Below are 16,164 nucleotides of genomic sequence, written 5' to 3'. Positions count from 1 at the left end.
GTCTTCAGTCAGCGGTGGACATGGTGGCTTCGCGGGCCATTTCCTCGGCGGGGGTGTTGCTGGCGTCGGCGGCTGCAAGCTGCTCCACCTTCTTTTCCACCAGTTCGACAATGTGTTCGATCATGTCGCCCGCGGGCATGGTGTGGTCCTGCTTGCCGGCGGAATAGACCATATGGCGGCCCGAACCGCCACCGGTCACACCAATATCGGTCATCAGCGCCTCACCGGGGCCATTGACCACGCAGCCGATGATGGACAGCGTCATGGGCGTCTTGATATGCGCCAGCCGGTCTTCCAGCGTCTGCACGGTCTCGATCACGTTGAAGCCCTGACGCGCGCAGGACGGGCAGGAAATGATCTTCACGCCACGGTGGCGCAGGCCCAGCGACTTCAGGATATCCCAGCCGACCAGCACTTCCTCTTCCGGCTCCGCCGAAAGCGAGACGCGCATGGTGTCACCCACGCCCGACCACAGCAGGTTACCCAGCCCGATGGAGGACTTGACCGTGCCCGCGCGCTTGCTGCCCGCTTCGGTAATGCCGATATGCAGCGGATGGTCGCATACATCGGCCAGCTGCTGGTAGGCCGCGACCGCCATGAACACGTCGGATGCCTTCACGCTGATCTTGAATTCATGGAAATCATGATCTTCAAGGATCTTGGCGTGTTCCAGCGCGCTTTCCACCAGCGCGTCGGGGTTCGGCTCGCCATATTTTTCCAGCAGGTGCTTTTCCAGCGAACCGGCATTCACGCCGATGCGGATGGAGCAGTTGTGGTCCTTCGCCGCGTTCACGACTTCACGCACGCGCTCGGCGCTGCCGATGTTGCCGGGGTTGATGCGCAGGCACGCGGCGCCGGCCTTCGCGGCCTCGATGGCGCGCTTGTAGTGGAAGTGGATGTCGGCCACGATCGGCACATTCACTTCACGCACGATTTCGGCCAGCGCCTTCGTGCTGTCCTCATCGGGGCAGGAGACGCGCACGATGTCCACACCCGCCAGTTCGGCGCGGCGGATCTGCGCGATCGTGGCCTCGGCGTCGGTGGTCAGGGTATTGGTCATGGTCTGGACCGAAACCGGGGCGTCACCACCGACCGGCACGCTGCCGACATGGATCTGCCGCGACTTGCGGCGTTCGATGTGCTGATAAGGACGATAGCTGCTCATTATGTGCCCTCCAGATAAGGCGGCGGTTTGTGCTCCGGCCCGCCGTGGCGGGGCGGCACGACCCGGGGATCTGTTACATGCCGGTTTCCGGCATGGTGACCATCAGGGGACCATGCCGTGGAGACCATTCTACTCCGGATTGATGCGCTGCGGGAGGGGCGGAGAAAGATTATTGCCATTTCCCGTCATGGGTGTTGCGCCAATAGCCGATGAATCGGTTACGGGTGAAGGCCCCGGTGGGTGGATGACGGGCGCGGGGGCGGCATGCATGACCGACCCGTCCGCCACGGCTGCGGGGCTTAGGGGAATGTTGTGCCGGACTTCCCCGTTACGGCCCAATGGCTGTGTCGTAACGCCACCGGCCACAAGCGTCAGGCCGCCCGCGTTGCCAACCGTCAGCACAAGGCCGGTCTGGTCCGGCGGGGTCTGCCATGTCTCACCGGGCTGCATCGTGTGGTCATACAGCACCGGGCCACCGGGCCTGCGTACCTGCACCCATGTCATGGCGGTCGCATTCAGGGTTACCCCGTCCGTTGCGGTCGCGGGCTGCGCGGCAGCGGCGGCCTGCTGTGCCAGCACGTTACGGTCCTCGCCCATTTTTTCCAGCGGCTGCGTGGGGGTGGCCGGTGCGGGTGGCTCGGCCGACGCGGCCTGTGGCATGGGCACGGACGACGGCGTGCCGGTCAAGGCGTCACGTTCCTGCTGGGGCAGCGGCTGTGGCTCTGGCCGTTCCGCAGCCGGGGGCAGGACGGACGCCACCTGCGGCGACGCGGTGGTGGATGAGGACAGCCCCGGCAGCGTCAGCTTGGTGGGTATGTCATGCAGGCCATCCGTGCCGGTCAGCCTGTACCAGCCGATATAGGCCACCACTAGAATCACGAGGCCGCATAGCAGCAGCACCCCGGTCGGCAGCCCCCGTTCGGGCAGCGGCACGGGAAAGGACAGTTCGGACCGACGGGTAAACGCGCCACGGCTTTCGACCTTGAAGCGTTCAACCAGCTGTTCGGATTCCAGGTCCAGCGCCTTGGCATAAGTGCGCAGGAAGCCAACGGCATAGGCGCTACCGGGCAGCTCACCGGGACGGCCTGATTCCAGTGCCTCCAGGTATGGCAGGCGGATGCGCAGCCATGCCGCGACATCGGGCAGTTTCCACCCCAGCTCCTCGCGCCGCGCACGCAGAATGTCCCCGACCGATGCGATGGTCGTCGTGCCGGGCGTCGGGGCTGTCGTACCCTGTGCGGGGTTGGGGCGGAAATTGCGTTTGCCGTCGCTCATCCGTAGCGGGCCCTCTCATCCTGACGGATCAGGGCATCAATGGCCTGATCGACCAGTTCCTTGATAATCTCACCGACTGACTGCTCGCCCGTGATCATGCCGACCGACTGTCCCGCCATGACGGAACCATTTTCGACATCACCATCCACCACGGCGCGGCGCAGCGCGCCAGCCCAGAAATGTTCGATGTCCAGCTGGGCGGCTTCCTTGGTCAGTTCGCCAGACTGGAAACGGCGCAGCGTTTCCGCCTGGTGCTGCAGGAAGTTGCGCGTGCCCGCGTTGTTCAGCCCGCGTACCGGAATGACCGGAAAGCGTTCATCAAGCTGAACGGACGTCACCGCGTCGCGAGCATTGGCGCGGATGAAGGCCTTCTTGAAATTTTCATGCGCGATGCTTTCCCTTGATGCGGCAAAGCGGGTGCCAAGCTGCGCGCCCGACGCCCCCTGTTCAAGGTATGACAGGATGGCGTCTCCACGTCCCAGTCCCCCTGCGACAAAGATCGGCACGTCATGGATGTGGGGCAGGATTTCCTGCGCCAGAACGGTCAGCGAGACCGGGCCGACATGCCCACCCGCTTCCGATCCCTCGATCACCAGCGCATCAACGCCAAGGCGCACAAGACGCTTGGCCAGCACCAGTGCCGGTGCAAAGGCGATGACCTTTGCCCCGCCTTCCTTGATGGCGCGGATGACCGGGCCGGAGGGAATGCCACCGGCCAGCACGACATGGGTGATGCCCGCGTCAAGGCATACGCGTACGAGTGCATCAAGCTGCGGGTGCATGGTGATCAGGTTGACGCCGAACGGGCGCTTGGTCAGCGCCTGTGTCGCCGCGATTTCCTCGGCCAGGCGTGCGGGTTCCATCGCGCCACAGGCCAGCACGCCAAAGCCGCCTGCATTGGAAATGGCGGAAACAAGGTTGCGTTCGCTGACCCATGACATCGCCCCCGCCAGCAGCGCGTATTCGCTGCCCAGGAAGCGCGTGCCACGTCCCCACAGGTGGTCAAGGCGCGCGCGGGCTTCCGCCCGGCGTGCGGGGTCCGTCAGGGCTGACGGGGCGGCGGATGTGGTGGCGTCTGACATTCCGGCCGCGCTCACGCTGCGTCAAGGCCGTAGGCGGTGTGCAGGGCGCGCACCGCCAGTTCGGTATATTCGGAAGCGATCAGCACCGAAACCTTGATCTCGCTGGTGGAAATGACCTGCACGTTGATGTTGCGTTCGGCCAGCGTGCGGAACATCGTACTGGCGACACCGGCATGCGAACGCATGCCAACACCCACGACGCTGATCTTCACCACGTCGTCATCGGTCTGCAGTTCCGTGTACTGGGTGGCGTCCCGGTGGCTTTCCAGCACGGAAATGGCGCGCGCCAGATCGGCCTTGCCGATCGTGAACGTCATGTTGGTCGTCCCGTCGTCGCCGGTGCTCTGGACAATCATGTCCACGTTCACGTTGGCATCGGCCAGCGGGCCGAACACCGCCGCCGCAATGCCCGGGCGATCGGGAAGCTGGCGGACGGAAATCTTTGCCTCGTCCCGGGAGTAGGCAATTCCGGCGACCTGTTCCTGTTCCACGATTTCGTCCTCATCCACGACTAATGAACCGGGCAGATGCCCTTCTGACGGTGCCGGACCATCGGTGAAACTGGACAGCACCTGCACACGCACGCGCTCCTTCATCGCCAGTTCCACGCTGCGGGTCTGCAGCACCTTGGCCCCTACGGACGCCAGTTCAAGCATTTCCTCATAGGTAATCTTGTCCAGCTTCCGTGCCTTGGTAACAATACGGGGGTCCGTTGTATAGATTCCGTCCACATCGGTGTAGATATCGCATCGGTCGGCCTTCAGGGCCGCCGCCAGCGCCACGGCCGAAGTATCGGACCCCCCGCGCCCCAGCGTGCTGATGCGCCCGTCGGGGCCGATCCCCTGGAAACCGGCGACGACCGGCACCTGCCCTGCCCGCATGCTGTCGATCAGGTTCGCACCATCTATGGATACGATACGCGCCTTGCCATGCGCGTCATCCGTGCGCAGCGGGATCTGCCAGCCCAGCCAGGACCGGGCATTGATCCCAAGGTTCTGCAACGCGATGGCCAGCAGGCCACTGGTGACCTGTTCGCCCGTTGCAACGACGGTGTCGTATTCACGTTCATCATGCTGGGGCGAGAGATCGCGGCAGTAGCCGACAAGGCGGTTGGTCACGCCAGACATGGCGGAGACGACAACGGCAACCTCGCACCCGGCCTCGACCTGTTTCCGGACTTTTTCCGCGACGGCACGAATCCGGTCAAGATCGGCGACGGACGTGCCGCCGAATTTCATCACGATCCGCGGTACGGTAGGGGACATCGGAATAGTGGCTCCATTATGGCTCGGGCTTCAGCATATCCGGAGTGCGGCCCTGTTGGCCAATCCGGGGCATTGCGGTTATGCGCAAGCCGCGTCACATACATCTCCCCAGCTTCCGCGTCCAGCGGGAGAAAGCCAAATGAAAGGCGGTGCACATATGCAGCATCACGATTCGCCCGTTCTGTCGGCAGATTCCGTCGCCCCCGAGGAGATCGCCCATTTCAGCGATCTGGCCGCCCGGTGGTGGGATCCGGCTGGCCCGATGCGCCCCCTGCACGCCATGAACGACCTGCGCACCGGCTGGGCCATGCGCCACCTGCCCGCCCCACAGGCAGATGATGGCGCGCGCCGCACGCTGCTGGACATTGGCTGCGGCGCGGGACTGGCCAGCGAGGCCTTTGCCCGCGCCGGATTCGACGTGACCGGGCTGGATGCGTCGCAGGCGGCGATTACGGCGGCCAGGCTGCACATGCGCCGCCATCCCCTGCCCCCGTCCGCAGGCCCGCTGTCCTACCGTTGCGGCAGTGCGGAGGAACTGGTGGCCGAAGGCGCGCGCTTTGACGCGATTTCAGTGCTGGAGGTGATCGAGCACGTGACCGACCCGGCTGCCTTCCTGCGCATGCTGGGGGGCATGCTGCGGCCTGGGGGCGCGCTGGTGGTCTCGACCATGAACCGCACGTGGCGGTCCATGGCCATGGCCAAGATCGGTGCGGAATACGTCCTGCGCCTGCTGCCGGTCGGCACGCATGACTGGCGCAAGTTCATTACCCCGGCCGAAATGGGACAGTACGCGGCCCATGCGGGCCTGCGCATAACTGATGCCGCGGGTATGGTGCCCGGCCTTGGCGGCTGGCGTGAAAGCCGCGACATGGCGGTGAACTACATCGCGGCGATGGTGCGCGACTGAGGGCAGCCGCCGCCCCGGTCGTGCACCGTGGCCCGGCGTCAGATCGTGTTCATGAACGCGAATGTCGTCGGGCTGCCCACGGGGGTGAAGTTCCATGTGAAGTCCAGCACCCCGGTCTGGGCATTGACCTTGAACGAGGTGACGGAATCGCTGCGCTGGTTGGCGCAGAACAGGTAGGTGCCACTGGGATCGAACATCATCGCGCGGCCATAGTCGGCATGCATCCAGATTTCCTCGACCAGGTTCAGCGTGCCGTCGTCATTTACATGGAAGCTGGCCAGCGAATCACCCAGCCGGTTCGACACATACAGGTATTTGCCCTTGGGCGAGAGCAGGATGCCCGCCGCCAGCGTGCTGCCCCGGAAATGCGGGGTGACGGTGCTGACGGTCTGCTGGGGCACGATTTCACCGGTCTGGGGGTTGAAGGTGGCGGCGACCACTTTCGAATCCTGTTCACCCAGAATGTAGATCATCGTCCCCTTCTCATTGAAGGAGAAGTGGCGCGGGGCCGATCCCGGCGTCATGGAAATAAACGGCGTCTTGGCGGGGACCAGCCTGCCTGTGTGCAGGTCCAGCGTCCACACATACACCCGGTCCAGCCCGGCGTCGCAGGCCAGCACATACCGGCCTGACGGGTCGGACGCCACCATGTGCACATGCGCGCTGGAATGGTCACTTATGGCGAAGTTGCCCGGCGGGTTGTCCGCCGCGCGGTCGGGCATGCGCGGGCCGGTATTGTGCACCACGTCGGTCGGGTCGCCCAGGCTGCCATCGGGGTGGATGGGCAGAACGCCGACCGTGCCGCCCATGTAGTTGGCCACCAGCACGTATTTGCCCGATGCATGCACGCTGAGATGCGCGGGCACGGCCCCGCCCGAGCGCACGACGTTGAGCTTGGTCAGTTCCCCGCTGGTGCGGTTGACGGAAAACGCCGTGACGCAGCCTTCGCCATTGGCGTTGAAATCATTGATTTCGCTCAGGGCATACAGATGCTTGAAATCAGCGGACATGGCCATGAAGGACGGGCTTGCGATGTCCACATAGGTCATGAGCGGCGAAAGGCTGCTGGTGTCGGGGTTCATTTCAAACACCGAGATACCCTGCCCGTTGCCTGCCCCCCCCGGCGGTCCGTGCTGGGTATAGCCACCGATATAGCAGATGGTGCGGGGCGTGGTGGCCGTCTGCGCCACGGCGCGGCGGGATATGGCGGGCACGCCTGCGGCAGCCAGTGCGGTGGTGAATGCACGGCGGGAGATATTGCAGCTCATGGAATAACGATCATCCCTATTGGTTGAGACTTGTTTTTTGGGGCGTCAGGGCAGTTTGCACGCCGGGCCGATCGTGCCGGTATAGCGGCTCCACGTTTCGGTTTCACCAAATAAAGGCACGGCCACGAAACCGCGCAGCTTCAGGTCCCCCGACTGGGAGACCCACAGCTTGGCATGATAGACATGCCCCGTATCGGGATCGGTCACATGCCCGTTCCAGTGTCCCACGTCCTTCGGGTCGGGGGTGAACCCGTTCAGCATCGGCAGGTTGCATTCAGGCTCGCCCCGCTTGTCGCGCGGCATTTCGGTCGTATAGCGCACACCGGCCAGCTTTCCGCAGATCTCGTTCCCGCAGTGTGAAATCTCGAACACGCCGTCATGGTCCTTGGTCATCCACCGGCCGATGATGTCCGGTTCCGCTTCCGCGGCGCGGGCGGCTGGATGGCAGCCGGCCCCGGCCGCCACCGCGCATAAGGCGGCCATGGCGCCCGTGGCCAGCCAGCGCCTGATGCGCCTGCCTACCCGGTGCCCCGTCTGGCGCATACCATTGTGGCTCTTGCTGTCGTGCATTTCCAATCGTTCCCCCACATGGCGCGTGACGCGGCGGTATACGCGTGCCGCGCGCTTGCGTGTTCCCTCTAGCTGTCGGCCCGGCGGACCCACGGGATGGCGTGCACCTCCACCCCTTCCTCATCCAGTTCGGCCTGCTCCTGTGGCGTCATGCTGCCATAGATGCCGCGTGCAGCACTCCTGCCCCGGTGCATGTCCAGGGCTTCCTCGGCAAAGCGGTCCCCCACGTCGTCGCAGTGTTCCTCCACCGTCTGGCGTATTTTCTGTAACAGAGCGATCATGGCGTCGGGCACTCCCCCAGACGCATGGCCGGGTGGCGTGGCCGCGGGTTGCGGCGGCGTGTCCCCGGCTGGCTGGGGGGCCGCGGTATGAACCGCCGGCGCCATCAGCGCGCGCGTGACATCCGCCGAACCGCATTGCGGACATGACAGCAGGCCGCGCGTGGCCTGCTGTTCGAACGCAGTGCTGCCGGGGAACCATCCTTCAAATTCATGGCCTGCGCTACAGCGTAGCTGGTACCGGATCATGCCCTCTCCGTCCGTGTGCCGTGTCAGCCCTTACCCAGAAGGGTATCGAGTTTACCCGCCCGTTCCAGCGCCATCAGGTCATCACAGCCGCCAATCGGGGTATTGTCGATGAATATCTGGGGCACGGTGGTGCGCCCGCCGGACCGGCGGATCGATTCCTCGCGTTCGGGCGTGCCATGCGGGGCATTGATTTCATTGAAGGGCACACCCTTGTGCGCCAGCAGGCGGACCGCGTGGATGCAGTATGGGCAGCCCGGCTGGGTATAGATTTCAATAGACGGCATTGAACCTTCACTTGGTCTGTTATGTATCCGTTGCCATGCTGGCGGAACGGGTCTGGATTTCCAGCTTATCCTATTGTTGTTCATGCTGGCCACAGGCACGCGCGGTGGCCAGTACGTCAACCCGTGCGGCCCCCGCCTTCAGCAGGCTGCTGGCGCAGGCCGCAAGTGTGGCGCCCGTGGTCATGACATCATCCACTACGATGACATGTCGGCCCGCGATATCACCCAGCCGGTGGCTGCGCACGCCAATCACGCCATGCATGATGGCCTGTCTGCGTGTCCTGCCCTGTCCCTTCAGCGCGGGCGTGGCCCGCAGGCGTTCCAGACCGTCCGGCAGGACGCCTGCCCCTGTCTGCCGTGCCAGTGCGCATGCCAGCAGTGCCGCCTGATTGTACCGCCGGGTAAACAGGCGCACCCGATGCAGGGGAACCGGTATGAAAATGCTGTCCTTTTCCACCACTCCTCGAGCTGCCGCCGCCATGTAACGCGCCAGCAGGATCGCGTTTTCCGTCCGGTCCGCATATTTCAGTGGCAGGATCAGCCGGCGCGGCAGGTCGTCATACACCATCGCCGCGCGTCCCTCCCCCCATGGCGGCGGATTTTCGGCGCATGCGGTGCAGGTCAGCGTGGCGCCGCCAGCCGCGCGGGAGGGGAACGGCAGGGCGCAGCGATGGCAGTAGGGCGATGTAATCAGGTGCAACTGGCTGACGCATGTCGCGCATAACAGTCCCGCCTGCATGACACCGGCCCCGCAGGCAAGACAGTGTGGCGGGAACAGCATATCCAGCATGCGCGTGCCGGCCCGTCGCCACCAGGGGCGTGCGTGATGGTTCATGCGTTCACGTGATCGTGGGCTTGGCAGCGACGGGGCAAGGCGGCACATCGGGGGTATGAGCATGGATGTGCCGCAGATATTTGACCGCTACGCCGTGCGCCTGCACCGTGACCGTGCGGCCGCCACGGTCGGCCATGTCCGGCCCGTGCTGGCGGAAGCGGCAGATCGCCTGCTGGACCGGCTGGATGATGTCACCCGCCCCTTTCACACGGCGCTGGATATTGGCGGGCGCGGTGTCGTGGCGCAGGCCCTGCGCGCCCGTGGCATCACAACCGTGACGACCGACCTGTCGCCATCCATGTGTGGGGCGGATGGGGGACCAGCCGTTTGCATGGATGCGGAATGGCTGCCCTTTGCACCCCACAGCTTTGATCTTGTGGTGGCCTGCCTGTCGCTGCACTGGGTCAATGACCTGCCGGGCGTGCTGGCGCAGATACGCAGCATACTGGCCCCTGACGGGCTGTTTCTGGCCTGCATGCCGGTGCTGCCCACGCTGGGTGGCCTGCGCCACGCGTTGATGGAGGCCGAAATGGCGCAGCGTGGCGGGGTTTCGCCACGTGTCTCCCCCTTTCCGGGGCTGCGGGACTGTGCGGGGCTGCTGCAACGCGCGGGATTTTCGCTGCCGGTAGTGGATGCGGATGTGATCCACCTGTCCTATCGCACCCCCATGGGCCTGCTGACCGACCTGCGTAACGCCGGGGAGACAAACGCCCTGCGCGCGCGGGCGCGGGGACTGACCCATCCGGCGCTGCTGGCCAATGCGCTGGGCCACCTGCCCGTGGATAAGGATGGCGGCCTGAATCAGGACCTGCATGTGGCGATGATGACAGGCTGGTCCCCTGCCCCGACCCAGCCGCAACCCCTGCGACCGGGGCAGTTCAGCGTAAGCCTGGAGGATGCGCTGCGTGGGACGCCGTAACATGCATGCGGGCCTTCAGCCGCCGGTGACGCTCATGTGGCGCGTGACCCGGGCGGGATCATCGGCATTGCGGCCGATCAGGAAGTCATGCCCGCGTGGCTTGCGCAGGATGGCGGCGCGGACATGGTCCATCATCTGCCTGTCATCCGCCCCGGCCCGCAGCGGCGCGCGCAGGTCCGTCGAGCCTTCATGCCCGAGACAGGTATAAAGCCGCCCGGTGCATGACAGCCGGACCCGGTTGCAGCTTTCGCAGAAATTATGGGTCATGGGGGTTATGAAACCGATCCTGCGTCCGGTTTCGGCAATGCGGGCATAACGCGCGGGGCCACCGGTGCGATAGGTCAGCGGTTCCAGTGTCCAACGTTGCTGCAGGTCGCGGCGTACATCCGACAGTGGCAGGTAACGGTCGGTCCGGTCCTCGCCCGTTTCTCCCATGGGCATGGTCTCGATCAGGCACAGATCCGCGCCGATTTCACCACACCACGCGATCAGGGTATCGAATTCATCCGCATTCATGCCCGCCATGGCCACGGTGTTGATGCGTATGTCCAGTCCCGCCTCCCGCGCGGCACGGATACCGTCCAGCGTGCGGGCCAGGCTGCCGCGTCGTGTTATACGCCTGAAGCGGTCGGGATCGAGCGAATCAAGGCTGACATTGACCCGCCGCACGCCACAGGCGCGCAGGTCATTGGCAAATTCCGCCAGCCGGCTGGCATTGGTGGTCAGGGTCAGTTCATCCAGTCCGGCCTGCCCATCCGGGCGGTTCAGCCAGCCGCCCATTTCCCGGAAAAAGCCCATGACATCGCGCCGCACCAGCGGCTCCCCCCCCGTCACGCGCAGCCTGCGCACGCCATGCCGGATGAAGGCGGCGCACAGGCGGCCCAGTTCATCCAGCGACAGGATTTCCGCCTTGGGCAGGAAGGTCATGTCTTCGGACATGCAGTAGATGCAGCGCATGTCGCACCGGTCCGTCACCGATACGCGCAGGTAGGTCAGCAGGCGGCCATAGGAATCCGGCAGCGGGGCGGTCAACGGGGCGATGTTCATGCAGGTGATCCCTTATGACAGCACGATCAGCTGCACGACCGTGGCATCGACCAGCACCTTGCCCGCATGGGGAAACATGACCGTGACCCGATGCCCGATGGCGGACTGCACCTGCCCTTCGCCCCATTCCGGGTGATCGGGGTGGCTTACGAGTTGCCCCGGCACAAGAAATGAACGGAAGGGAGGAGTGGCCATTATATCGCGCGGTTCCTGCATGGGGATCATGACCGGCATATCGGACCGGTGCGGGTCTTATTAAACCCCATGGCCCGGCATTCAACAAAAAAACCGTCTGTATCAGGGAATGCCGTCCTGCCCCTGCGGCGTTACGCGTAACATAAGGAAGTTTTTGGTGAAGCTTTTTTCAAAAAGCGTCAGGGAGCGTCGCCTTTCTGAAAAAAGGTGACGCCTAAAAACTCTTATTTCTTCTTTAATCAATGGCGCGCGGCCTGATCCGCGTGGTCGGGCAGCACCACGCCAGATTGCGCCAGCTGCGCAGACAGGGCCGCCTTCAGCCGGTCCAGCGCCGCCTGTGTCGCGCCCTCTGCCCGGGCGACAAGGACCGCCTGCGTATTGGAGGCCCGCAGCAGCCACCACCCATCCGGCGTGCTGACGCGTACGCCATCGATATCACAGACATCGGCCCCCGCCTGCGCCAGTCGGGTGGCGACTTCCGTAATCACGTGGAATTTGCGCGTATCAGGACAGGCGAAGCGCAGTTCCGGGGTGGAAACGGTGACGGGCAGCGCGCGCCGCGCATCCGACAGGGAACCGCCGAGGCGGGAGACCACATCCAGCAGGCGGAGCGCCGCATAAAGCGCATCGTCAAAGCCATACCACCGGTCGGCAAAGAAAAGGTGGCCCGACATTTCGCCCGCCAGTAACGCGCCGGTTTCGGACATGCGCTCCTTCATCTGCGAATGGCCGGATTTCCACATGAGCGCTCGCCCACCCGCCCTGTCGATTTCATCAAACACCACCTGGCTGGTCTTGATGTCGGCAATGATGGTTGCCCCCGGCCGGGCACGCAGCACATCATGGGCAAGGATAAGCAGAAGCTGGTCCGCGCACAAGATCGCACCCGTATCATCCACCACCCCGAGACGGTCTGCGTCGCCATCAAAGGCAATGCCAAGATCAGCCCCGTCGTGGCGGACGGCCGTAATCAGCTGCTGCAGGTTCGCGGGTATGGTGGGGTCGGGATGATGGGCAGGAAACCGGCCGTCAATCGTGGCATTCAGCACGCGGTGGCGTCCCGGCAGGCGTCTGACCAGAAGCGACAGGACATCGCCCGCGGCCCCGTTGCCGCAATCCCATACGACATTCAGCGCGCGGGCGCCCCTATCGTGGTCGCGCAGCAGCCGGTCGATATAGGCGGCTTTCACGTCCACCATCCGCGTGGTGCCGGATGCCTGCGCCATGACATTGCCCGTGGCGGCCATCTGTCCCAGCATTGCGATCTGCGGACCAAAGAACGGCCTGTTGGCCAGTACGATCTTGAAACCGTTATGGTCAGGCGGGTTATGGCTGCCCGTGACCATGATCGCCCCGTCCGCATTCAGATCGGCGGAGGCGAAATACAGCATGGGCGTCGGTCCGCAGCCGATGCGCACCACGTCCATGCCGGACGCCATGGCCCCCTCCACCAGCGCGCGCTCGAGGGTGGGGGACGAGAGGCGTCCGTCATATCCGATGACGACAGTCCTGCCGCCATCACCGGCCACGACGCTTGCGAACGTGCGGCCGATGGCATAGGCGTCTTCAGGCCCCAGTGTCTTGCCGACCGTCCCGCGGATATCATATTCCCGCAGGCTGGTCGGATCAAAACGGTGCCGGAAGATCACTTGTACTTCGTCAGGAATTCACGCACGCCCGGGGCCAGTTCCTCACGCTCCAGCGCGAAGGCGATCTGGGCTTCCAGGAAGCCGATCTTGCTGCCGCAGTCGAAGCGCTTGCCTTCGTAGCGATAGCCGTGGAACGGCACATGGCCAATGGTCTTGGCCATGGCGTCGGTCAGCTGCACTTCCCCGCCTGCGCCCTTTTCCAGCTTGGCCAGGTGCTTCAGCACGTCGGCGGTCAGCACGTAACGGCCGATCACGGACAGGGTGGACGGCGCATCCTTCGGGTCGGGCTTTTCAACCAGGCCCTTGACCTCGACGGTCTTGCCATCGTCCTTGCCGACATCAAGGATGCCGTAGCTGCCGGTCTGCTCACGCGGGACCTCGGTCACGGCCAGCACGTTGCCGCCGGTCCTGTTGTAGACTTCGACCAGCTGGCCGATGCACGACTTCTTGCTCTGCACCACGTCATCGGGCAGCAGGATGGCGAACGGGTCGTTGCCAATGAATTCACGCGCACACCAGATGGCGTGGCCAAGGCCCAGCGGTTCCTGCTGGCGCACGGACAGCATGGAACCCGGGGTTACGCGGGTTGCTTCCAGGGCCTTCAGCGCCGATGCCTTCTTGCGGGCCTTCAGCGTGTCTTCCAGTTCGTAGGAAATATCGAAATAATCGATCAGGGAATCCTTGCCCCGGCTGGAAACGAGGCAGAATTCCTCGATCCCGGCTTCGCGTGCCTCGTCAATTGCATACTGGATCAGCGGACGGTCAACGACGGTCAGCATTTCCTTGGGCACGCACTTGGTGGCGGGCAGAAAGCGTGTTCCAAGGCCGGCAACCGGCAATACGGCTTTTTTAAGGGGCTTAATCACTAATATTTACCTCAAGATGCATGACAGGAACAGGCAAAACCGGCCAACCCACTGTTCACGAAACGGAAACAGGCAGGCGGGCGTTGCCAGATGGCAATGATGTAGCGTGCTTTATCAGGACCAAACATGACTTAAATCACGATTCTGTCCTTACGGCAGTACACGCCACTGACACGACACGTTTTGTAACCTCCCGTGCAGGGTGTCCGGTTACCACGCTGTCCATATCTCCTGAGGATGATAGCGGCTTTTTGTGCGGAAATATTATGACTTTTTTATGACATGACCGCACTGTTTCCTGCCACCAGCGCATGGCATGTGTGCGTATGTAACATTCATGAATCGGGCGACCGTGCCCCCCATGCCGGAATCGCATGGACGCACCGGATACCCTGCCCCGATGGGGCATGATCCGGTTTTCATCAATTTTCAGGAAAAAACTGGTGCGGCCAAGAAGACTCGAACTTCCACGGGGTTGCCCCCACAAGCACCTCAAGCTTGCGCGTCTACCATTCCGCCATGGCCGCAACGTGACAACGGTGATCGACTGGGCGATACCGTCATGACGATGAACGGGCATATAACCGATGGAAGGCGCGCGGGCAATGACTGAAAACGAGTTTTTATGGCACAGGGCGCCAAATCTGGTTCCCTACCCCACCGCGCTGGCGGAAATGGAGGGTCAGGCACAGGGCATCCGCGCGGGCACGCTGCCTGAACGGGTGTGGCTGCTGGAACACCCCCCTACCTATACCGCCGGGACATCGGCAAAGGATTCGGACCTATTCAACCCGCGTGGCTACCCCACCTACCCCGCCGGGCGTGGCGGGCAGTGGACGTATCACGGGCCGGGGCAGCGTGTGGCCTATGCCATGCTGGACCTGACCCGGTCCCATGGCATGGCGCCCCCGCGCGACCTGCGCGCCTATGTCCACACGCTGGAAGAATGGATCATCCGCACGCTGCGGCATTTTGGTGTCGTGGGGGAACGCCGCGCGGACCGCATTGGCGTATGGGTGGTCGATCCCGCCACGGGACGCGAGGAAAAGATCGCGGCTATCGGCGTGCGCGTCTCACGCTGGGTCAGCTGGCACGGGATCGCGATCAATGTCGCACCGGACCTGAGTGATTTTGGTGGGATCGTGCCATGCGGCATCAGTGAATACGGCGTCACCAGCCTGAAGAAGCTGGGCAAGGATGTCAGCATGGACGAAATTGACGCAGCCCTCGCGGCTACGTGGCCGGAGTGCTTCGGCCCGATTCCCGGTGCGTAAGCGCAGGCCCACGCGCCGGGTACGCGCCTAATTGCTGGCGGACAGGGTAAACATTGCGTCAGGCCATTTCTGACCGCTGACGGTGGTGTCGGTCAGGTCAAGGCGGATGTGCTGGCGTTCCACGTCCGTCATCTCGATCACCAGCAGGGACAGCTTTCCGCCGATATCGGAAAAGCCGAGCGTCAGGATCCCCTGTGATTCGCTGTCACGCCGCGCCAGTGAAACCTGCAGGCTGTTCTGCCCATGCTGCACCGCCGTGACCGAAATCAGTCCTGACAGGTGCACGGGCTGGTCCAGCAGCAGGCCAAGCGGCTGGTGGCCCAGTGACATGCGGGTGACCGATTCGCGGCGGTGGTCCACAAACAGCAGGTGCCCGTTTTCCGCAACCAGCTTCATCGACCCCGGCGTTTCGTAATCCAGCCGCAGGCGGCCCGGATCATAATGCATCACGCCCTGCCCCTTTCCGCCATCGGGCCATGTCTGCACGAAATTGGCCTGCAACCCGTCCGAGGTATTGAGATAGGCCTCGACGCGGGCGATGTCCGCCTGCTGGTCGGGCTGCTGCACGGGGGTACCGGCGCAGGCGGCCAGCAGGGTCAGCAGGCCGCCCATCATCAGCCGCCGTGTGGCGAAGGGAAAGGCAGGCTTCATGCCGCGTCCATCCGTGCCTGCTCATCAGGCGTGCGCAGCACGAGAGAGAGGGCATGCATGCCGCCCGCGAATTCCCCCGCCAGCAGGTCATGCACCATGCGCGACCGCTGCACGCGGCCCACGCCCCCGAACGCGGGGCTGACAATCAGCACGTTATAGTGGCTTTCACCTGCCTGTACGCCATTGTCGCGTACATGGACATGGTGGGCGTGGCGGGCGCTGTCATCCTGTATGCGCAGTTCCACGGGGGCGAGATGTTCGCGTATGATGCGTTCGATCCGTCCGGCCCGGCCGGTTGCTTGCTGTTCCATTGGCGGCTCCATGATAGCGGGATCATTCATTGCACAGCTTCGCTCTTGCACGAAGCATGAACAGGCGCACATAA

The 16,164-nt window shown here is 63.9% G+C and carries 18 protein-coding genes and 1 tRNA gene; 3 read left to right on the top strand and 16 right to left on the bottom strand.

Annotated features, from left to right (window positions below; genetic code table 11):
* Window positions 1-4: 4 nt before the first annotated feature.
* From ispG to F1542_RS04905, 4 genes are all read right to left on the bottom strand, one after another.
* A complete protein-coding gene (ispG, locus tag F1542_RS04920) occupies window positions 5-1,165 on the bottom strand; it encodes a flavodoxin-dependent (E)-4-hydroxy-3-methylbut-2-enyl-diphosphate synthase (RefSeq protein ID WP_193732060.1) in 1,161 nt (386 codons plus the stop codon).
* 129 nt (window positions 1,166-1,294) lie between these two features.
* Window positions 1,295-2,440, bottom strand: a complete 1,146-nt coding sequence (locus F1542_RS04915) for a helix-turn-helix domain-containing protein (protein ID WP_193732059.1) — start codon at window positions 2,438-2,440, stop codon at window positions 1,295-1,297.
* Window positions 2,437-3,522 (bottom strand): nitronate monooxygenase family protein, encoded by a 1,086-nt coding sequence (locus tag F1542_RS04910; protein ID WP_193732058.1) that lies wholly within the window; start codon window positions 3,520-3,522, stop codon window positions 2,437-2,439. The genes F1542_RS04915 and F1542_RS04910 overlap by 4 nt, the downstream gene beginning before the upstream one ends.
* A gap of 11 nt (window positions 3,523-3,533) precedes the next feature.
* On the bottom strand, window positions 3,534-4,787 hold the full coding sequence (locus tag F1542_RS04905) for an aspartate kinase (RefSeq protein WP_193732057.1): 1,254 nt from the start codon (window positions 4,785-4,787) through the stop codon (window positions 3,534-3,536).
* Window positions 4,788-4,944: 157 nt separating this feature from the next.
* Between F1542_RS04905 and ubiG the strand changes: the two genes are divergently transcribed.
* Entirely contained in the window at window positions 4,945-5,694 is a 750-nt protein-coding gene (gene ubiG / locus F1542_RS04900; RefSeq protein WP_193732056.1) for a bifunctional 2-polyprenyl-6-hydroxyphenol methylase/3-demethylubiquinol 3-O-methyltransferase UbiG, read from the top strand.
* Window positions 5,695-5,732: 38 nt separating this feature from the next.
* Here the strand turns inward: ubiG and F1542_RS04895 are convergent, their stop codons facing one another.
* The 5 genes from F1542_RS04895 to F1542_RS04875 form a co-directional block, all read right to left on the bottom strand.
* Window positions 5,733-6,962 carry a lactonase family protein gene (locus tag F1542_RS04895; protein ID WP_193732055.1) on the bottom strand — a complete coding sequence of 410 codons (1,230 nt, stop codon included), beginning with the start codon at window positions 6,960-6,962 and terminating at the stop codon, window positions 5,733-5,735.
* 45 nt (window positions 6,963-7,007) lie between these two features.
* On the bottom strand, window positions 7,008-7,532 hold the full coding sequence (locus tag F1542_RS04890; RefSeq protein ID WP_193732054.1) for a DUF2147 domain-containing protein: 525 nt from the start codon (window positions 7,530-7,532) through the stop codon (window positions 7,008-7,010).
* Window positions 7,533-7,600: 68 nt separating this feature from the next.
* Window positions 7,601-8,059: a DUF1178 family protein gene (locus F1542_RS04885; protein WP_193732053.1), complete on the bottom strand. Its 459-nt coding sequence runs from the start codon at window positions 8,057-8,059 to the stop codon at window positions 7,601-7,603.
* A gap of 23 nt (window positions 8,060-8,082) precedes the next feature.
* Window positions 8,083-8,343 carry a glutaredoxin 3 gene (gene grxC, locus F1542_RS04880; RefSeq protein ID WP_193732052.1) on the bottom strand — a complete coding sequence of 87 codons (261 nt, stop codon included), beginning with the start codon at window positions 8,341-8,343 and terminating at the stop codon, window positions 8,083-8,085.
* Window positions 8,344-8,413: 70 nt separating this feature from the next.
* Window positions 8,414-9,178: a ComF family protein gene (locus F1542_RS04875; RefSeq protein ID WP_193732051.1), complete on the bottom strand. Its 765-nt coding sequence runs from the start codon at window positions 9,176-9,178 to the stop codon at window positions 8,414-8,416.
* On the opposite strand from F1542_RS04875, the gene F1542_RS04870 reads away from it, so the two are divergent.
* Window positions 9,177-10,097, top strand: a complete 921-nt coding sequence (locus tag F1542_RS04870; RefSeq protein ID WP_193732050.1) for a methyltransferase domain-containing protein — start codon at window positions 9,177-9,179, stop codon at window positions 10,095-10,097. The genes F1542_RS04875 and F1542_RS04870 overlap by 2 nt on opposite strands.
* Before the next feature lie 15 nt (window positions 10,098-10,112).
* Here F1542_RS04870 and moaA read toward each other — a convergent pair whose 3' ends face one another.
* The 5 genes from moaA to F1542_RS04845 form a co-directional block, all read right to left on the bottom strand.
* On the bottom strand, window positions 10,113-11,144 hold the full coding sequence (moaA, locus tag F1542_RS04865; protein WP_193732049.1) for a GTP 3',8-cyclase MoaA: 1,032 nt from the start codon (window positions 11,142-11,144) through the stop codon (window positions 10,113-10,115).
* A gap of 12 nt (window positions 11,145-11,156) precedes the next feature.
* Entirely contained in the window at window positions 11,157-11,378 is a 222-nt protein-coding gene (locus F1542_RS04860; protein WP_193732048.1) for a DUF3553 domain-containing protein, read from the bottom strand.
* Between the two features lie 200 nt (window positions 11,379-11,578).
* The gene (gene pgmG / locus F1542_RS04855; RefSeq protein WP_193732047.1) at window positions 11,579-12,988 is read right to left on the bottom strand and encodes a phosphoglucomutase/phosphomannomutase PgmG; all 1,410 of its coding nucleotides are present in this window, start codon (window positions 12,986-12,988) and stop codon (window positions 11,579-11,581) included.
* A complete protein-coding gene (gene galU, locus F1542_RS04850) occupies window positions 12,985-13,854 on the bottom strand; it encodes a UTP--glucose-1-phosphate uridylyltransferase GalU (protein ID WP_408886230.1) in 870 nt (289 codons plus the stop codon). The genes pgmG and galU overlap by 4 nt, the downstream gene beginning before the upstream one ends.
* 441 nt (window positions 13,855-14,295) lie before the next feature.
* Window positions 14,296-14,381: transfer RNA gene (locus F1542_RS04845), tRNA-Leu, on the bottom strand.
* A 60-nt stretch (window positions 14,382-14,441) separates the two neighbouring features.
* Between F1542_RS04845 and lipB the strand changes: the two genes are divergently transcribed.
* Window positions 14,442-15,128, top strand: coding sequence for a lipoyl(octanoyl) transferase LipB (lipB, locus tag F1542_RS04840; RefSeq protein ID WP_193732046.1), 687 nt, complete (start codon window positions 14,442-14,444; stop codon window positions 15,126-15,128).
* A 27-nt stretch (window positions 15,129-15,155) separates the two neighbouring features.
* On the opposite strand, the gene F1542_RS04835 is transcribed toward lipB, so the two are convergent.
* Window positions 15,156-15,779: an outer membrane lipoprotein carrier protein LolA gene (locus F1542_RS04835; RefSeq protein ID WP_193732045.1), complete on the bottom strand. Its 624-nt coding sequence runs from the start codon at window positions 15,777-15,779 to the stop codon at window positions 15,156-15,158.
* Complete coding sequence (locus F1542_RS04830) at window positions 15,776-16,090, bottom strand: BolA family transcriptional regulator (RefSeq protein WP_176642544.1); 315 nt, start codon at window positions 16,088-16,090, stop codon at window positions 15,776-15,778. Before F1542_RS04830 ends, F1542_RS04835 begins: the two co-directional genes overlap by 4 nt.
* Between the last annotated feature and the right edge of the window lie 74 nt (window positions 16,091-16,164).

Source organism: Komagataeibacter sp. FXV3 (assembly GCF_015155755.1).
Lineage (GTDB): Bacteria > Pseudomonadota > Alphaproteobacteria > Acetobacterales > Acetobacteraceae > Komagataeibacter.
Note: the sequence above shows the minus strand (reverse complement) of the source record. Positions and strands in the feature narration are given on the sequence as shown.